18 protein-coding genes are annotated in these 18,499 nt (G+C 42.6%); 14 read left to right on the top strand and 4 right to left on the bottom strand.

Going from position 1 to position 18,499, the window contains the following annotated elements; genetic code table 11:
• Positions 1 to 115 precede the first annotated feature (115 nt).
• From L8106_RS26295 to L8106_RS26325, 7 genes are all read left to right on the top strand, one after another.
• Positions 116 to 637 (top strand): pentapeptide repeat-containing protein, encoded by a 522-nt coding sequence (locus tag L8106_RS26295; protein WP_009787574.1) that lies wholly within the window; start codon positions 116 to 118, stop codon positions 635 to 637.
• Positions 638 to 653: 16 nt separating this feature from the next.
• Positions 654 to 1,328 (top strand): response regulator transcription factor, encoded by a 675-nt coding sequence (locus L8106_RS26300; protein WP_009787575.1) that lies wholly within the window; start codon positions 654 to 656, stop codon positions 1,326 to 1,328.
• A gap of 49 nt (positions 1,329 to 1,377) precedes the next feature.
• Entirely contained in the window at positions 1,378 to 2,697 is a 1,320-nt protein-coding gene (locus L8106_RS26305) for a cell wall metabolism sensor histidine kinase WalK (protein ID WP_009787576.1), read from the top strand.
• Positions 2,698 to 2,749: 52 nt separating this feature from the next.
• A complete protein-coding gene (locus L8106_RS26310; RefSeq protein WP_009787577.1) occupies positions 2,750 to 3,277 on the top strand; it encodes a hypothetical protein in 528 nt (175 codons plus the stop codon).
• A 188-nt stretch (positions 3,278 to 3,465) separates the two neighbouring features.
• Positions 3,466 to 3,753 (top strand): hypothetical protein, encoded by a 288-nt coding sequence (locus tag L8106_RS26315; protein WP_009787578.1) that lies wholly within the window; start codon positions 3,466 to 3,468, stop codon positions 3,751 to 3,753.
• Positions 3,754 to 3,828: 75 nt separating this feature from the next.
• Positions 3,829 to 4,527: a rubrerythrin family protein gene (locus L8106_RS26320; protein ID WP_009787579.1), complete on the top strand. Its 699-nt coding sequence runs from the start codon at positions 3,829 to 3,831 to the stop codon at positions 4,525 to 4,527.
• 99 nt (positions 4,528 to 4,626) lie between these two features.
• A complete protein-coding gene (locus L8106_RS26325) occupies positions 4,627 to 5,067 on the top strand; it encodes a ubiquinol-cytochrome c reductase iron-sulfur subunit (protein ID WP_009787580.1) in 441 nt (146 codons plus the stop codon).
• A gap of 33 nt (positions 5,068 to 5,100) precedes the next feature.
• On the opposite strand, the gene L8106_RS26330 is transcribed toward L8106_RS26325, so the two are convergent.
• A complete protein-coding gene (locus L8106_RS26330; protein ID WP_039897345.1) occupies positions 5,101 to 6,345 on the bottom strand; it encodes an RNA-guided endonuclease TnpB family protein in 1,245 nt (414 codons plus the stop codon).
• Positions 6,346 to 6,757: 412 nt separating this feature from the next.
• On the opposite strand from L8106_RS26330, the gene L8106_RS26335 reads away from it, so the two are divergent.
• Complete coding sequence (locus L8106_RS26335; RefSeq protein WP_009787582.1) at positions 6,758 to 7,915, top strand: sugar phosphate nucleotidyltransferase; 1,158 nt, start codon at positions 6,758 to 6,760, stop codon at positions 7,913 to 7,915.
• A gap of 59 nt (positions 7,916 to 7,974) precedes the next feature.
• Complete coding sequence (gene priA / locus L8106_RS26340; RefSeq protein ID WP_009787583.1) at positions 7,975 to 10,659, top strand: primosomal protein N'; 2,685 nt, start codon at positions 7,975 to 7,977, stop codon at positions 10,657 to 10,659.
• A gap of 166 nt (positions 10,660 to 10,825) precedes the next feature.
• Here the strand turns inward: priA and L8106_RS26345 are convergent, their stop codons facing one another.
• Positions 10,826 to 12,010: an NAD(P)H-quinone oxidoreductase subunit H gene (locus tag L8106_RS26345; protein WP_009787584.1), complete on the bottom strand. Its 1,185-nt coding sequence runs from the start codon at positions 12,008 to 12,010 to the stop codon at positions 10,826 to 10,828.
• Between the two features lie 260 nt (positions 12,011 to 12,270).
• Here L8106_RS26345 and rsmH point away from each other — a divergent pair, with 260 nt between their 5' ends.
• The 4 genes from rsmH to L8106_RS26365 all read left to right on the top strand — a co-directional run bounded on the left by rsmH (position 12,271) and on the right by L8106_RS26365 (position 16,008).
• Entirely contained in the window at positions 12,271 to 13,146 is an 876-nt protein-coding gene (gene rsmH / locus L8106_RS26350) for a 16S rRNA (cytosine(1402)-N(4))-methyltransferase RsmH (RefSeq protein WP_009787585.1), read from the top strand.
• Positions 13,147 to 13,276: 130 nt separating this feature from the next.
• Positions 13,277 to 14,977, top strand: a complete 1,701-nt coding sequence (locus L8106_RS26355; RefSeq protein ID WP_009787586.1) for a SpoIIE family protein phosphatase — start codon at positions 13,277 to 13,279, stop codon at positions 14,975 to 14,977.
• Positions 14,967 to 15,413, top strand: a complete 447-nt coding sequence (locus tag L8106_RS26360) for an anti-sigma regulatory factor (protein WP_009787587.1) — start codon at positions 14,967 to 14,969, stop codon at positions 15,411 to 15,413. The genes L8106_RS26355 and L8106_RS26360 overlap by 11 nt, the downstream gene beginning before the upstream one ends.
• Positions 15,414 to 15,573: 160 nt before the next feature.
• Positions 15,574 to 16,008, top strand: coding sequence for a hypothetical protein (locus tag L8106_RS26365; RefSeq protein ID WP_009787588.1), 435 nt, complete (start codon positions 15,574 to 15,576; stop codon positions 16,006 to 16,008).
• A gap of 19 nt (positions 16,009 to 16,027) precedes the next feature.
• On the opposite strand, the gene L8106_RS26370 is transcribed toward L8106_RS26365, so the two are convergent.
• Both L8106_RS26370 and L8106_RS26375 read right to left on the bottom strand, forming a co-directional pair.
• The gene (locus L8106_RS26370) at positions 16,028 to 16,456 is read right to left on the bottom strand and encodes a nuclear transport factor 2 family protein (protein ID WP_009787589.1); all 429 of its coding nucleotides are present in this window, start codon (positions 16,454 to 16,456) and stop codon (positions 16,028 to 16,030) included.
• Between the two features lie 84 nt (positions 16,457 to 16,540).
• Entirely contained in the window at positions 16,541 to 17,053 is a 513-nt protein-coding gene (locus L8106_RS26375; RefSeq protein WP_009787590.1) for an orange carotenoid protein N-terminal domain-containing protein, read from the bottom strand.
• Positions 17,054 to 17,276: 223 nt separating this feature from the next.
• Here L8106_RS26375 and queG point away from each other — a divergent pair, with 223 nt between their 5' ends.
• On the top strand, positions 17,277 to 18,203 hold the full coding sequence (gene queG, locus L8106_RS26380) for a tRNA epoxyqueuosine(34) reductase QueG (RefSeq protein WP_009787591.1): 927 nt from the start codon (positions 17,277 to 17,279) through the stop codon (positions 18,201 to 18,203).
• Positions 18,204 to 18,499 lie beyond the last annotated feature (296 nt).

Genomic DNA, 18,499 nt, shown 5'->3' on the forward strand with positions numbered 1-18,499 from the left:
TTTTAGTCGCTATATTGTAAACTATAAAAATGGCTAAGTATGTATACTTAACACTTGGTTTTCTAGTTCTAGAGAACTAATTGTAGGTCTAAAATAATGGTTAAGATTTTTAAAGATGCACAAAATTAGTGTAGCTGAGTTACGGTCGCAATATGCACAAGGAAGACGAAATTTTAGTGGCATCAGCATAGAAAAAGTTGATTTATTCGAGGCTAATTTAGAAGGAATAAATTTAGACAATAGCCAACTCAACGAAGCTTATATGCCCTATGCAAATTTGAGTTATGCTAACTTACAAAATAGCGAAATTACCAAAGCTGAACTCGGAGATATTCGACTGTATCAAGCCAACCTTTCTTCGGCAAACTTAAAAGGCACTAACTTATCAAGAGCTAACTTACGTTACGCGAATTTACAAGGTGCTAACCTCTCCAATGTTAACTTACAAGGTGCCGACTTGTACAATGCCAACTTGACAGATGCCAACTTGCGCTATTCTAATTTAAGTGGAGCAAATTTAGAACAAGCCCAACTCAACAATACCGAACTCTCTGGCTGTAATTTATTTCGCTCTAAAATGGCTAATCTCTCTGAAGCTAAATGTGATCACACAACCATTGGGCCAGAGGGATATTAAACCTTAATCCAACACCATGAGAATTTTACTCGTTGAGGATGATCAACGCATCGCCAAAGCCTTATCGAGATCATTACAAACTCAAAACTATGTGATCGATGTGGCTTTGGAGGGCGAAGCGGGTTGGGAATTTGTACAGTCTTTTGAATACGATTTAATTGTATTAGATGTCATGTTACCCAAACTCAATGGTATTAACCTATGTCAGCGCATACGTCAAGCTGGTTATACGATGCCCGTTTTGATGCTCACCGCCAAAGATTCCAGTCAAGACAAAGTAATCGGTTTAGATGCAGGTGCCGATGACTATGTGGTAAAACCTTTTGATTTACCCGAATTAGCCGCAAGAATTCGAGCCTTACTGCGTCGAGGAACCTCCATTTTACCACCCATTTTAGCATGGGAAAAACTCAGCCTCAATCCTAATACCTGCGAAGTCACCTACAACCAACATCCCTTACATCTCACTCCCAAAGAATACGGCTTGTTAGAATTATTCTTGCATAATCCTCAACGAGTTTTCAGTCGCAGCAACATTTTAGAACACTTATGGTCTTTTGAAGATCCACCGAGCGAAGAAGCCGTTAAAGTTCATATTAAAGACATTCGCCGCAAACTCAAAACCGTAGGCGCTCCTCCCGATTTGATTGAAACCGTTTACGGAATGGGATATCGCCTCAAACGCAGTTAATTAGAGGAAAAAAGGAAGATTGATCATTCATCATTCATATTCCCTAACCATGAAGCCTAACCGGAAAACCCAAAACTCCGTGAGTCCTCAATTTCAAACCCTACGCTGGCGGTTACTCGGATCATACCTAATAATTATGGTTGCGATTCGGCTAATTTCTGATTTATTAGTTTATCATTTTTTTACGAATAGTCTTTACCAACAACTCGATAACCGAATACTGAACCTCGCTCAAGCTGCTGCTCATAGTTTAGTTGCGATCAAACAAGACTCCAACGCAGTGAATGAAACGCCTTATCGTCCCCTCGATGGGGATGGAGATCTTGATATTCCTTGGCAAAATCTTCGCAAACCCAATCAAAGTGTAGAATGGTTTGCTTCAGATCAGAAACGTTTAGCATTTTCAGGGATATTATTTTCTGACTTCCCTTTACAACCGGGCTTTGAAACTTTTGCTGCGGGAACAATTCGCAGTTTAATGATTCCTGCTTATAGTTATAATCAACAACAAATCCGACAACTAGAAGGTTATGTTCGAGTCAGTGAGTCTACCGAGTCGATAGAAGGAGTTCTCTCAAAACTGCGTTGGGGTTTAACCCTGGGCGGTTGTGTGGGGTTTGGATTAATTGGAGTTGGGGGAATGTGGCTGACTCAACAATCGATTAAACCCATAGAACAGAGTTTTAAGCAATTACAACAGTTTACCGCAGATGCTTCCCACGAATTGCGATCGCCCCTAACTGTGATTAAAACTTCGGTTCAAGTTTTAGAAACTCATGCCAATTATATTTATGCTGAAGATAGAGAACAATTTCAGGCAATTATTAGCGCGACAAATCAAATGAGTCGTTTGGTTGAAGATTTGCTGTTACTCGCTCGTACTGATCAATTTAATCGTACATCAGATCAATCTTTAAGTCTGATTGTTATCAACGAATTGTTAGAAGAAGTTGTTGAACTTTTAGACTTAAATGCCGAAGCTAAAAATATAGTAATTCAATTCAAACCGCAAACCGATGTCAAAGTCAAAGGTGATGCTTCTCAGTTGTTTCGTCTGTTTCGCAACTTGATTGAAAATGCCCTGCAATATACTCCCCCAGGCGGAACGGTTACGCTTTCAAATCACAGAGAAGATCAAGTGGTGTGGGTAGATGTTAAAGATACGGGGATAGGTATTGCTTCGGAGCATTTACCTTTTGTATTTGATCGTCTCTGGCGGGCGGATACTGCACGAACTTATTGTGAAGACGGTTCTGGGTTAGGGCTAGCCATTTCCCAAGCTATTAGTCGCCGTCATGGTGGAGAAATCACTGTTAAAAGTAAAGTTGGAGTCGGGAGTTGCTTTCAAGTCCGTCTACCAGTAGCCTAGATAACGGTTGACTGAACTAATTTTTTAATTTTAACTTTTGGGATGTGTTTTTATGTGCGATTCTAGTTCTGAAATCATCCAGCGCACAATTGAGTACATGACGGACTTTTTAGAACAGCCTCATCCAATTTTTGGCGGTTTACCTGTTTGTCCGTTTACTCGTAAAGCTCGTTTAAGCAATCAGATTCTCTACAAAGTTGATCATTTTGACATAAATTCTAGTCTCAATTTAGATTCTACTCTAATTCAAAGTATTCAAGAGTTTCATCAAAATCAACACGATGAAGTTTTGCTGGTTCTTCATCCCGATTCCCAAGCCCTAACACCCGAACAAACCCAAGAGTTTATTAACTGTTTAAATCCTATTATTTCCTCATGGGGTTTAGTTGCGTTCGGTGGACATCCTGATGAATCCTTTAATATTCAAGGCGTTTATACTCGGAGATTACCTTATATTAATTTGACGATTCAAGCTCAATGCTTACTTACACAAGCTTCTGAGACTTTACTCAAAACAAAATATTATCAGAATTGGACACCTGAAAATCTTAAAAATGTAGGGTTTCCGCGATCGCATTAGTTGATGAGTCTGTCATCTTGAGTGAAACGAAGGATCTTTTCCCTGAACTGTTCCCCCTTTCCCTAAGTTCCCACTCCCAAACTTCTGCGATCAGACTAATTTTTTCATCTTCCCGAGTTCTTTACTTTTTCCTTCTATAGTAAAAACTGTTAAAGCTAGGCAAAGCCGTTAAAACGGAGGATCAGACTATGATGCGAGTTTTCCGAAAATATCACCGGATGATCGCAATTACAGCGAGTTTACCCTTGCTGCTAACAGTGATTACAGGAGTCGGTTACACCATCTTTGATGAATGGTTTCATCAAGATGAAATTGGGGAATTTCTAATCCGATTACATACTTTGAAAATGTTTGGACTGGATGAAATTTATCCCGTTTTAAATGGGGTAGCCTTGATCGGTTTACTGGTAACTGGTTTGAGTATGACCAGTTTATTTAAGAAACGCCCTCAACCGAAATCTGTTAGTGATCGCTAATTATTTTCGACTAAATTTGCTTTCAGATACTTGATTAACCCAAAATCTTTACTCTACCCACAGGAGAATTTTACCATGATATTTCGTTATTTTAATCGCCAAAGTTTCGTTGCTGTCGTTGCCGTTAGTTTAGTTAGTTTATTTGGTTGTTCTCAACAGCAACCCTCAGCAACCATTGAACCTTCTCCTGATACAGCAACAACAGTTGCTAGTGAAACAAAAGCCGCAGATCCTCAAGCCGAAACGTTAAAAAATCTACAAGCAGCTTATAATGGTGAATCTAACGCTCATGTGATGTATTTAGAATTTTCGGAAAAAGCCGATGAAGAAGGCTACGCAGAAGTTGCGCGTTTATTTCGTGCGGCCGCTCGTGCCGAAGAAATTCACCGCGATAATCATGCTAAAGTGATAAAATCAATGGGTGCAACCCCTGAAAACGATATTGCAACTCCACAAGTAAGTTCAACCGCAGAAAATCTTGAAAAGGCAATTAAAGGGGAATCCTACGAACGAGATACCATGTATCCTAAGTTTATTTCTCAAGCGAAAACCGCAGGAAATGAAGCAGCAGTTCAAACCTTTACCTACGCCACCGAAGCCGAAACTCAACACGCTGCATTTTATACTCAAGCCCTCAACAATCTCAATGAGTGGAAAGAAGCAACTCAACCCTTTTATGTTTGTGAAGCTTCAGGACATACAACAATAAATGCAGAGGAAGCAGCAGCCTGTCCTCAACCTAACGGTTCAGAAAAATTCGAGGAAGTTCTATAATTTAGGGAAACCTAACATTACTGATATTTGTTGGGTTTCATTCCTAAACTCAACCTCCGTCTTCTAGAATGTTGTTTTGAAAGTCGATAATTTCAGTTTATGAAACGTCGAGAATTTGTTACTTGGGTTGGAGTTGGGGGATTAGCGAGTTATTTGCCGATTGTATTAGCCGCTTGTTCACCTCAACAGACAGAATCACAATCAACAGTTAGTTCTGTGGATGCAGAGGGATATCAATCGATAGGAACTCTCGATCAATTAGCAGAAAAAGGTCAACTTTCAAGTAAAGAATTGGCAATGGGTTCAGTATTAGTCATTCAAAAACCGGATAACCCTCAAGAACTAATTGCAGTTAACCCAACTTGTCCTCACGCGGGATGTTCTGTGAATTGGAAAGCCGATCAAAATGCGTTTATTTGTCCCTGCCATGATTCCAAATTTGCCGCCGATGGTCAACTCTTAGAAGGGCCAGCAGAAGAACCCCTAAAACGCTATGAAGCCAAGTTAGAAGGACAAACGATTCTCGTCAAAGCCGGTTGACACTCCCCGCAATAAATTACGGGGATTCTTGGTTCACAGATCAAACTTTCTAGTACAGGATTGCTCCAACACTAAAAGCGGTTCAATCTCCCCAAGCTTTAAAGATCCGGTCTGCCCGACCGTACTGAGAGCCTTTTTTAAGATGTTCTTAGCCGCGTTAACATCTCTATCTTCGCTGTATCCGCAGTGATGGCAAATATGCGTTCTGGTTGATAGAGACTTAGGAACTTTATTGCCGCAGTTAGAACAGTTTTGAGATGTATTATGGGGAGCAACCGGAATAGTTAGCTTACCATATTTAATTGCAAAATATTCCAACCAATGACGAAAAATTGACCAAGCAACATCCGAGATTGATTTAGCTAAATGTCGATTTTTTACCATGCCTTTAATATTCAAGTCTTCGTAGGCAACCACATCGTTAGAGTGGATTACGCAATACGCAATTCTCTTTGCGTATTCTTTACGCTGCCGACTTACTCTCAAATGCTTCCGGGCATATTGACATCTGGCTCTGTGGTAGTTTTTTGACTGCGGCTTGGCTCCTCGAATGTACTTCTTGGATTTTCTGCGATTAGCACGATTTAACTTTTTTTCAGCTTTCCTGTAGAACTGAGGATTTTCGATAGTATTTCCTGAACTATCTGCCAAAAAATACTTGATTCCAACATCTAAGCCTATTGCTTTACCCGTTGGTTCTGTTTCTACCTTGAGATCAACTGAAATACAAAACTGCACGTAATATCCATCAGCTCTCCTGACTATCCTCACTCTTTTAAGATCTTTGAGTTGATAGCGGTGCGACCCCGCGCCACCTGCGGGCGCTTGGGAACGCGCACCAAGAGAGAAATGCAGGTCGTAGGTTCCCTTTAGCTTCAGTCTACCAATATTATTTTTATCGGTGAAAGTAATCGCCTTCCTGTTCTCTGAAAGCTTCCACCCGGAAGTCTTATATTCAACAGAACGAGCGTGTTTCTTGAATTTAGGGAACCCCTTTTTGCCTGGTACTTTGCGCTTGCAGTTGTCGTAAAATCGACTAATCGCACTCCAACTACATTCAGCCGCAGACTGTCTAGCCTGAGAGTTGAGTTTGTTCGCAAAAGGATATTGTTTAGCCAGTACCTTGCAATATTTATTGAGGTCGTATTTGCCCACTTTTTTATTGTCCATCCAGTATCTTAAACAAGAGTTGCGGATGAACTTGTAGGAGCGTATCGCCTCGTCAATTGCTTGATACTGGCTATCTTTCCCTTTTGCCTTGAACTCGAAGACTATCAATACTTGACTTACTGCCTCATAATCTATACTGGCCATCATAGGATAAAAATATCCACTGCCATTTAAAAATGGCACTCTTGCTTATATCCCCCGGATGAATCGCGGGGGCCGATCGCATCGCCCCCATAATTCTCAACTCCTGACCATTTACTGTTTACCGTCAAAACAGTTCACGAAAAAGAGAGTTCACTATTGATAGTAAACCCCCCTTATCGCAAATAGGGGGCGACATTGTTACAAAATCTCGGTAAATTGGGATAAGGTGATCGCTCAGTTGAATTTATAGATGCTTAAATTAGCTGATCGCACTTGCATCTGACGAAATCACTGGAAAATCAAACTTGATTGATCCAGAAGTCAGATTTTCATTGAGTCACAATTTACTAAACAGACAAGGGTTGAGGAAGTCAATATGAAAGCCATGATTCTGGCCGCTGGCAAGGGAACTCGCGTTCGTCCGATTACCTACACGACCCCCAAACCGATGATTCCGATCCTTCAGAAACCCGTCATGGAGTTTTTGGTGGAGTTGCTTCGCAAACATGGGTTTGACCAAATTATGGTGAATGTCAGCCACCTTGCTGATGAAATCGAAAACTATTTTCGCGATGGTCAACGCTTTGGAGTTCAACTTTCCTATTCCTTTGAAGGAAGTATTCAAGACGGAAAACTACTCGGAAAAGCACTCGGTTCGGCGGGTGGGATGAAAAAAATTCAGGACTTCTACCCTTTCTTTGATGATACCTTTGTGGTCTTGTGTGGGGATGCCCTGATCGATTTAGACTTAACTGCTGCGGTACAACAGCATAAGGAAAAAGGTGCATTAGCGACCATCGTGATGAAATCTGTTCCTCGGGATGCAGTTTCCAGTTATGGAGTAGTCGTAACTGATGAAAAGGGTCGCGTTAAAGCATTCCAAGAAAAACCATCCGTTGATGAGGCGCTCAGTACCAGCATTAACACCGGGATTTATATTTTTGAACCCGAAATTTTTCAACATATTCCCTCTGGTTGTGAATTCGATCTCGGGGGCGACTTATTCCCCAAACTGGTTGAGATCGGGGCGCCGTTCTACGGGATTACAATGGATTTTGAATGGGTCGATATTGGTAAAGTTCCCGACTATTGGCAAGCGGTTCGGGGTGTATTATCGGGAGAAGTGAAAAATATCTCGATACCAGGCCAGCAAGTTCGACCGGGAATTTATACGGGTTTGAATGTTGCCGTCAATTGGGATAAAGTTAAGATTCGCGGCCCGGTCTATATCGGCGGAATGACTCGCATTGAAGACGGTGCAGAAATTGTTGGCCCGACGATGATTGGTCAAAATTGTTGGGTTTGTAGTGATGCCTATGTCAGCAATAGCGTTATCTTTGAATATTCTCGCTTAGGGCCGGGAGTGCGTTTAGTAGACAAGCTGGTATTCGGACGCTATTGTGTCGATAAGACAGGCGCATCAATCGATGTTCAAGCTGCGGCTTTAGACTGGTTAATTACCGATGCTCGTCAGATGTTGTCTGATCCCCCGGTTGAACGTCACGCGATCGCAGATATTCTCAATGGAAACTAGATGAATGACCAATTCTGCTAAACTCGCCTAGATCTTCTGCTCTTTAACCAACAATAATAATGTCCACGATTACCTTCGATAGCGGAGTAGGACGCGCCAGTATCCTTAAATCTGATCTCAAAGTTGCTGAAGCAGGTGCATCCTACGATACGAATAATTCTGTTACCCATTCTTCAGATGACATCCGGTTAATCGAAGTGTTGGTGGACATTCCAACGGGACAGTTAAAGAGTCAAGATCCGACACAACCTCATCTTTTTACTTACTCTATTCCTTCTCACCTGAATGTTGAACCTGGAGATATTTTGAGTGTACCGTTTGGGGCAATGTATCTGGGTGCGATCGCGATTCGCCCAACAACTCAAATTCCTCCGGGTTTGGATTCAGATCAAATTAAACCTGTTGATGAGGTGGTTTGTAAAGGCCTATTTCCGCCTCACTATTGGCAATTATTGCAACAGGTTGCGACTTATTACCAAACGCCTTTAATTCAAGTAATTCGGACGGCTTTACCGACTGGGTTATTGCGGCGAAGTCAACGGCGAATTCGGTTGTTTGTAGATAAAATTCCCTCGGGTGTTGAAAATTTTCTCAATTCTGCTGCACTAAAAATAGTCAATCTATTACAAGCTAAAAAGTCAAATGATCTGAGTTGGGCGGAACTCAAGAAAAAAGTCGGTGGCGATTATGCCCTGAGAAAAGGATATAAAGATTTACTGGCTAGGGGTTGGGTTGAAAATTATTTAGAGACTCCTAAAGCCGTACAAGCCAAGCAGCAACTTGCTGTAATTTTAATCGGTGATCCGCACTCAGCCGTTGATGTCACTAAACGTCAACAGGAAGTCTTACAAATTCTTAAAAGTTGTGGTGGAGAGGCGTGGCTAAGTGACTTTTTACGCTTGTGTAAGACAACTTCTCCCACCCTAAAAACTCTTGCAGAAAAGGGTTATCTTCTACTTGAAGAACGAGAAATGCTGCGACTCGCTCAAGGGATCGAACAAACACCAGATCAACCCAAAACCCTGACTCCCCATCAAACAAATGCCCTCAACGTTATTAATAATTTATCCGGTTTTGCTCAAGTTTTACTGCACGGCGTCACAGGTTCCGGTAAAACAGAAGTCTATCTGCAAGCGATCGCCCCGATTTTAAAACAAGGAAAATCCGCTTTAGTCTTAGTTCCCGAAATTGGCTTAACTCCCCAACTCACGGATCGATTTCGCGCCCGTTTTGGCGAAAAAGTCTGCGTTTATCATAGTGGGTTATCTGAGGGCGAACGTTACGACACTTGGCGAAATATGACCCGCCAACACCCTCAAATTATCATTGGTACCCGTTCGGCTATTTTTGCCCCGCTCTCAGCCCTGGGCTTAATTATTTTGGACGAAGAACACGATAGTAGCTTCAAACAAGATCGACCCGCTCCCTGTTATCATACTCGGACTGTCGCCTATTGGCGGGCTGAAATGGAAAACTGCCCCCTAATTTTAGGTTCAGCAACGCCGTCTTTGGAAAGTTGGGTTGCTGTTCGGGGGCAGGAAGGCAGAGGAACACCAAAGCATCAAAGTATTGATATTTTCGATACAGAAAGTTCAGTGCCTATTTCTAAATCGCTAATCTCCAGTTCCTATTATCTATCCTTACCGGAAAGAATTCAATCCCGACCTTTGCCTCCAGTGGAAATTGTTGATCTGCGCCAGGAGTTGCGCCAGGGAAATCGCTCAATTTTTAGTTCTCGCTTGCAACAAGCACTCCAACAGTTACAAGATCAAGGTCAACAGGGAATTCTGTTTATTCATCGACGGGGACACAGCACGTTTGTTTCTTGTCGCAGTTGTGGTTATGTGATGGAATGTCCCGATTGTGATGTTTCGTTGTCTTATCATCATATTCGTGAAGATGTGCTGCAAACCTCTCGTCAGGTTGTACCAACGCTTCGCTGTCATTATTGCAACTATGGTGAACTTTATCCTCAGCGCTGTCCTGAGTGTGATTCTCCTTATTTTAAGCATTTTGGGAGTGGTACGCAGCGAGTTGTCGAAGAATTGGGTAAACTGTTTCCCGAGTTACGGATAATTCGGTTTGATAGCGACACTACCCGCACAAAAGATGCTCATCGAATTTTACTCACTCGGTTTGCTCAAAGAGAAGCTGATTTATTAGTCGGAACTCAAATGCTGACGAAAGGGTTAGATTTGGCGGGTGTGAGTTTAGTGGGTGTGATTTCTGCCGATGGATTGTTACATTTATCTGATTATCGTGCCAGTGAACGAGCGTTTCAAACCTTATTACAAGTGGCAGGTCGAGCAGGTCGAGGAAATGATCCTGGGCGTGTTATTATTCAAACTTATACACCTGAACATCCAGTGATTCAAGCCGTACAGGGCTATGAATATGAGCCATTTGTTGAACGAGAATTAGAACAGCGACAAGAGCTAAATTATCCGCCTTATGGTCAACTGATTGCGTTAAAATTGAGTAGTTTAAACTCAACAGAAGTGGAAGAAACGGCTCAACAATTTGCAGAGATTTTGTTTACCGTTGCCGATGAAATCCCGGATATGGAAGTATTGGGGCCTGCTCCTGCTCCTATTTTGCGCGTGGCAAATCGATATCGTTGGCAGATTTTACTCAAGTTATTACCCGGTACTTCAATTAATACGGCTAGTTTAGAACAATTGCAACAGGTTTGTCCGACTTCTGTTCGTTTAATGATTGATGTTGATCCGTTACATCTCGGTTAGGTTAATGGTCAAAAATCAATGAATATAAAACCATAAATTTTTAAGTGATTTATCCTCTAATAAAAATCCTCCCCACCTCCCCACCTCCCCACCTCTCTACCTCTTAGAAAGAGGGGGACGAGATAACCGTACCCCCAAAACTGATTATTTTCGAGTGGATTTGTACTTATCGATCTACAGAACCCATAATGATATCAATGCTACCCAAAATCGCGACGATATCAGCTACTTTTGTTCCTTTGACGATCTCGGGAAAAATTTGTAAATTGCAGAAGTCAGCCGCCCGAATTTTGAACCGCCACGGGAAGGCATTATCATCCCCAACAATATAAATGCCCAGTTCACCTTTACCGCTTTCGATGCGAACATAATGTTCACCTGAAGGAATCTTAAAGGTCGGAGCAATTTTTTTCCCAATAAACTGGTAATCAAAATCATTCCATTCAGACTTCGGCCCTCCCATCATCCGTTGTGCTTCGAGGTTCTCGTAGGGGCCGCCTGGGAGTCCATCTAGGGCTTGATAGAGGATTTTCACAGACTCGCGCATTTCCCGAATGCGGACAAAATACCGGGCTAAACAATCGCCTGCGGTTTCCCAATGAACATCCCAATCAAAATCATCGTAACATTCATAATGGTCAACTTTTCGCAAATCCCACTTGACCCCAGAAGCCCGTAACATCGGGCCAGACAAACCCCAATTCAGGGCTTGTTCACGAGTAATCGTCCCTAATCCTTCAATCCGACGTCGGAAAATCGGGTTATTGGTAATTAGACGTTCGTACTCATCAACCTTGGGAAGAAAATAGTCGCAGAAATCTCGGCATTTATCAACCCAACCATAGGGTAAATCTGCGGCGACGCCCCCGATGCGGAAATAGTTGTTATTCACCAGGCGATAACCTGTTGCAGCTTCCCAGAGGTCATAAATCATTTCCCGTTCCCGGAAAATATAGAAAAAGGGCGTTTGGGCGCCAACATCCGCGAGGAATGGGCCAAGCCATAACAGGTGGTTGGCGATACGGTTCAACTCCAACATGATCACCCGAATGTAGCTCGCCCGCTTGGGAACGTCAATATCGGCGAGTTTTTCTGGTGCATTCACCACAACCGCTTCGTTAAACATTCCGGCTGCATAGTCCCAACGACTCACGTAGGGAACATACATGATATTGGTGCGGCTTTCGGCAATTTTTTCCATCCCTCGATGAAGATAGCCGAGGACAGGTTCACAGTCTACGACATCTTCTCCGTCTAGGGTGACAATTAACCGCAAAACCCCGTGCATAGAGGGGTGGTGTGGCCCCATATTGAGGACCATCGGTTCGGTGCGGGTTTCTATTCGACTCATCGGTGTTTGCCTCTCAACCTCAATGTTTTATGCTGGTACTGTAAAAGTAGACGATACAACGAATGTATGGCGTTTGTTGACGGTTGTTTGTCTCCCTTGTCATTATAGGGAGTTTAGACCGTTAACAGTGAAGTGATGAATGATCAATTGTCCATCTTTCCTGTCCTCTGTAACCTGTCCCCTATCCTCTGTTCCCTATCCCCTGTCCCCTGTAACCTGTCCCCTCACTTCCTATGCCTGAGTTGAATATAAATGAATTAATGACTAATTTTGTTCATATTCCCGTTTTGAGTCGAGAATTGATCGCGGGATTGTTTGTGGTTGCAGGTGGACATTATTTGGATGCGACAGTTGGGGGTGGAGGTCATAGTCTGTTGATCTTACAAGCGGCGCCGGATGTACGAATTACGGCGATTGATCAAGATGAAGTGGCGATCGCTGCAACGAGAGCTAGATTAGCAGAAGTTGAACCCTGTTTTGCTGATCGAGTTCAGTTTTGGCGAGGAAATTTTGCCGATTATCAACCCCAAGGGATGCAGTTTGATGGAATTATTGCTGATTTAGGGGTAAATTCTTCTCAACTTGATACTCCCACTCGAGGGTTTAGCTTTCGCCACAGCGCCCCGTTGGATATGCGAATGAATTTGCAACAATCCTTGAGTGCTGCTGATATTATTAATACTTGGGATGAGGGAGAATTAGCCGATATTTTTTTCCATTACGGCGAAGAACGATTGTCCCGTCGCATTGCCAGAAGGATTGTCCAAAACCGTCCATTTGAGACAACGACTCAACTGGCTGATGTGATTGCTTCTTGTTATCCGTCTAAGTCTCGTTATGGTCGTATTCATCCAGCGACTCGTGTTTTTCAAGCCCTGCGAATTGCGGTTAATCAAGAACTAACAGCCCTCGAAACTTTTCTATCTCGCGCCCCACAATGGTTAAAATTGGGGGGTAGAATTGGGGTGATTAGTTTTCATAGTTTAGAAGATCGGCGAGTTAAACAGAGTTTTAAAAGTGATTCGGATTTACAGGTTTTAACGAAAAAGCCAATTCAAGCCCAAGCACTGGAAATTGCTGATAATCCTCGCTCTCGATCTGCTAAACTCAGACTGGCTGAACGGATAACGAGCTGATGACTCACCCGTAAATTGTAATTTTATTGATCAGTATTGATCCGTATCGCGCCTGACAAGTGTGTAAAAAAACAAAAACAGTGTACAAACCTAATCCGCCTAATCCATTTACCTGGGAGTAACCAATCGCATGAGTCGGGGAGAACAGTCCAAGCTGAAACTAATGGTAGTTGATGACGAACAAGATAACTTGGATTTGTTATACCGGACGTTTCGGCGCGAGTTTAGAGTTTATAAAGCAGATAGCGCCCTCAACGCTCTTGAAATTCTCCAACAAGAGGGAGAAATGGCGATTATTATCTCAGATCAACGAATGCCGGAAATGAACGGTACGGAGTTTTTGAGTCAGACGGTTGAGCGTTTCCCGGATACGATTCGTATTCTGTTAACGGGATATACTGACGTGGAAGATTTAGTTGAGGCGATCAACTCCGGTCAGGTGTTTAAGTATATCACTAAGCCTTGGAGTCCCGAAGCTCTCAAGTCAGTGATTCAACAAGCTTCAGAAACCTATAAATTCTCCAAAAAACGGACAAATTCTCTGCGTCGTGCTTTACGTCGAGAGTTTCTTTACAACGATGTGATCAGTGCTTTGCGAGAGTCGCTAGACTACTCTAGTATGCTGCAAACGATTGTTCAAACTCTCGGAGAAACGTTTCAGGCGAAAGCGTGTTATGTTCGAGCCGTTGAGGATGGAAATCTCTTACCAGAAGTGTTTTTCTATACACCGATTGAGGCTGAGTCGCAGCAGACTGAATGGTTATCAGATAGTGAGTCGTTGATGCAGGCGGTTTTAGAAACTCGTGAAACGAAGATTCTCCAAACTCTTGATCACAATAATCTGGTTCAAATTATCATTCCTCTGAGTTATCAGTTGAATCTGCTGGCGGTATTGGCTCTCTGTCAAGACAGTGACGCGGATGCTTGGTCTGATGAAGATATTAAACTGTTAGAAGCGGTGAGTGAACAGGCGGCTTTGGCGTTGTCTCAAGCCAGACTCTATCAGCGTACTGTTCAACTGGCTGAACAGATGCGTTCAGAGCTAGAAGTGGCTCGTCAAATTCAGGGGAATTTACTCCGACAAAGTTGGCCGGATTTACATAGTGTGAAGGTGCAAGCCTGTTGCTATCCGGCGCGAGAAGTGGGAGGAGATTTTTTTGAGGTTTATGTTCATTCTCAAGGTGATGTTTGGGTTGCTTTAGGAGATGTATCGGGGAAAGGGGTGCCGGCGGCTTTGTTTATGGCGAGTGCGATGTCGGTGATTCGCCGAGAACTGTCTCAAGAGTCATCCCCAGATCCAGAACAAGTGATGCACAATCTCAATCGGATTTTGGCCGATGATCTGATTAGCAATAATCACTTTATTACAATGGTGTTGGCTCGTTATACTCCCACGACTGGAGAGTTGATTTATGCGAATGCTGGACATATTTATCCGCTCGTTTGGTCTCAGAAAATGCTGCTAGAACAAGCGAGTCGGGGTGATTCTGCGATTACGGTAGAACCCAACTTTCTCAAAGCACGAGGAATTCCTTTGGGGATTCTTCCCGCTTGGCGAGGAAAGATTGGGAGTTTGAATCTGTCGGTGGGAGATATTTTTCTACTTACCAGTGATGGGATTACAGAAGCGACGGTTCTTCAACAGAGTCAGGAGGATGACACTCAAACCCGAAAGATGCTTCATCAAGAGGGATTATGGCAGCTTCTGGTACAACAAAAGGAGCCTTTAAATTTGGATAATTTACTCGCCTTTGTCCGGGAATCGAATTTGATTCAGGAAGATGACCAAACAATACTTGCACTGGAGGTCTTATTCACCGATGAAAACTGAGCTTCATGTGCCGAGCGATATTCGATTTTTAACTGTTGTGGAAAATTGGCTGTTGAGCAGTTTGGAAGTTGAGTTGGGGAGTCATATTGACTGGCCTCGTCAATCTAATCGGTTTCGTTTGGTACTGGCGGAAGCCTACTCAAATGTTATTCGTCATGCTCACAAAGATCAACCGCACTTACCGATTGTGATTCGTCTAGAGTTGCAAAACCGAGATATTGCTCTGGAGGTTTGGGATTGTGGGACGGGTTATGAAGTGGGTAAATATACTCCGCCTGACCCGGAAGACCGGCAAGAAAGCGGTTATGGTTGGTTAATTATGGATCGGCTGATGGATCGAGTTGACTACTGTTTACAGATTGATGGTCAAAACCGTTTGCGTTTAGAAGTCAGTCTCGGAGAAAAAGTCGATGAGTCTCAACAACTCCAAGCTTGAAGAATGAAGCTTAAACCGTTATGCGGTCATTTTCTTAACAAAAGTTAACTAAAATCCACTCAATTTTAATTTTTGTAAACTTTGGTTGCAATCTTTTCGAGGGGTAAGTCAATAATATTAATAATAAGTTTTAATGATACTTCAAAGACAGGAGACTGTGGTGAATCAGCTATTTCCGCTTGCCCCTCGCTATCGCTTAGATGATGAAAATCCTTGGTTAAAGGGAATTGATCCTTCCCGTCATTATTGGCTCTATGTCAATGGAGAACAAAAGCTTACAGCAGTTCTACCGGGCTTAATCGTATCATCGGCAAGTGAATTTAAACAGATGATTTTGGGTTGGCGATCGCTGCAACCGGGACAACAAATGACGATTGAGAGAGCTGCTGGAAGTTGTATGATCTATTGCATCAGTGAAAACTGCTACGCGATCGAAGATCAAAACGAACCCATCAAAGTTTGGCATCTTTTTGATCAAGAGACGGTAGAAAGCTTGCTGATGACCAGCCATCCGGATTGGAAATGTTCGACTAAAGATGTCGAGTTAGGACGAGAATTACTTGCTCGTTCTCTACAACTTCCCGCTAAAGCTTAGATTTTATTAGGTTTTAATCCTAATGATCAGATTTGTTTTGTAAGTTAAATAACTCTTGGAGAGAAGCCAGCAATTTAACTGTCACAACGGCAATTTCTCCATTGGGATTTAAGATCAACTGCCAAGCCACATTCACCCAAAATAAAGGGGTTCTGACTTTCCCCATCACTTGAACTTGTTGCTGACCATTTTCTAAGGTTTGGCTAATTCCCTCTTGGGGTTTAAGCTGCATTCCTTGAGCTTCTGCTTGGAGATAAGTGGCGATCGCTTCTTGTCCGTGAAGGTGATCTTCAAAAGGGGCTTCTAGGATACCATCTTCGGCAAATAAAGCCGCCGTTGCTTGAAAATCTCCAGCGTTGAGGGTTTCAAAATATCGGAGAACTTGCGGTTCTGTGATCCCTTCGATTTGTAGTAGACAATCTGATTTTGATAAAGTTCTTGTCGGCATCGTTTTCAATTCAAAACATCAAATAAAACCAAAGAACAGCGATCAGTTGTGATAATCGCTGCACTTGATCAATTTATAAATTAACTAGGCGAGAGGATCAATTCCCATGTTTGCAACTGTTTTCCGGAGTACAGTGATTTGTTGACTAAATTCTAACTGCTCAATCTCAGCAATCACTTGATTTGTAGCGCGAGAAACGGGATAACCTGCGGGGACTCCAATAACATATCCTTCTTTCATCCATTCAGCTAACTGATACCAAAATGCCAGCTTGGTATTATCTCCGAGAACACCGTAAGCGCGACTGATGGGGGTATTGACGCTAGCAACAAGATCACGCATTGCTTTCATTTGATCTTGGGGAGACATTTGCTTGATATCGTTAAGCAGACCTTCCGCAAACTGAAGACGAGCGGCGCCGGGTGCGGCTGGAGTGACAGTACGACCCATTTTAGTGTAAAGGAACCAAAGAACCGCAAGCTGCTCATCTACATTGAGAGCTGTGAAGCTTGAGGTTACACGGGCAACAGCGTTAGGATCGCTGGAAACAAATACTTTGCTAAAACTTGTAGTTGAAGACTCTGTGGTAAAAGTCATAGTAGCTATTGAGACTCCTTTGGTAAACAAACAATCTCAGGAGCTGACCTTGGTGAGTCTTGCTTCCCTTGGCTTCTATTATGTAACGTTTATTTAATTTTTGCAAATAAAACTTGCAAATTGCTTTTATTTGTAATAATAATATATTTTTATGGCTAAATGTAAACGCGATCGCTACATTGAAAGCTGTAACTGTGCTATACAAACCCCAAACCCGACGGTCATGCACTCCTCAGTCCAGGCGAATCAAGTTAAGCAGCAAGCCATCACCCTGGGATTTCACAAAGTTGGAATCGCAAGCGTTATCGAACCCAAAGCCGAAGTTGAACGGTTGCAAGCTTGGCTGAATCAAGGCTATCAAGCAGACATGGCTTGGATGGCGAACCCCAGACGTCAAGATATTCGTCAAGTCATGCCCGAGGTTTGTGCTGTTATCTGTGTGGCGCTGAACTATTACACCCCTCACGAACGTCCAGAGGGCGCGGAATATGGCAAGATTTCTCGTTATGGTTGGGGACGAGACTATCATAAGGTGATGCACCAGAAGTTAAAAGCATTCTCGAATTGGTTGCAAGCCCAAGGGGAAGGCATTCAAGCGCGATATTATGCGGATACAGGGCCAATATCGGATAAAGTTTGGGCGCAACGGGCGGGAATCGGTTGGATTTCAAAAAATAGTAATCTGATTACACGAGAATATGGCTCTTGGGTGTTTTTGGGGGAAATTTTAACGAATTTAGAATTAACGCCGGATTCTCCTCATACCGAACATTGTGGAACTTGTACTCGCTGTATTGAAGCTTGTCCGACTGATGCGATTACAGAACCGTTTGTAGTGGATGCCAATCGATGTATAGCCTATCATACGATTGAAAATCGTGCCGAACAGTTACCGGAGAATATTGAGTTAAAGGGTTGGGTTGCAGGCTGTGATATTTGTCAGGATGTTTGTCCTTGGAATCAACGATTTGCCCAAGAAACAGATGTAGAGGCATTTCAACCGTATCCGGGAAATATTGCCCCAAAATTAAGTGAATTAGCAGAACTTTCAGAAGAAAAATGGAACGAACAATTTACCGCATCAGCGTTGCGACGAATTAAACCCAAAATGTGGCAACGAAATGCCCGAAAAAATTTAAAAGAGTTGTGAATTTATACAAATTAGAATAGTCTCTACTCATGTAAAACATTTTGTCTAAATGTAGAATTCTCTATTTTCTTCAAATTTGCTACATCATATACTGAATAATTATATAGATTTTGATTTTTTCAAAGGGTTGACAATAATATTTTAATCCATCTTAAGAAATCATCCGAATGAGAGAGAATAATCAATGCCGAATAGAATAGTTTGGTAAGTGGTCTACTCTATTTTAAATTCATTTGTGGACACTTATATCCTGATTTTACTTGTCATTAGTCTACTATTACTGGGAGTGACTTGGG

This window comes from Lyngbya sp. PCC 8106 (assembly GCF_000169095.1).
Lineage (GTDB): Bacteria > Cyanobacteriota > Cyanobacteriia > Cyanobacteriales > Microcoleaceae > Capilliphycus.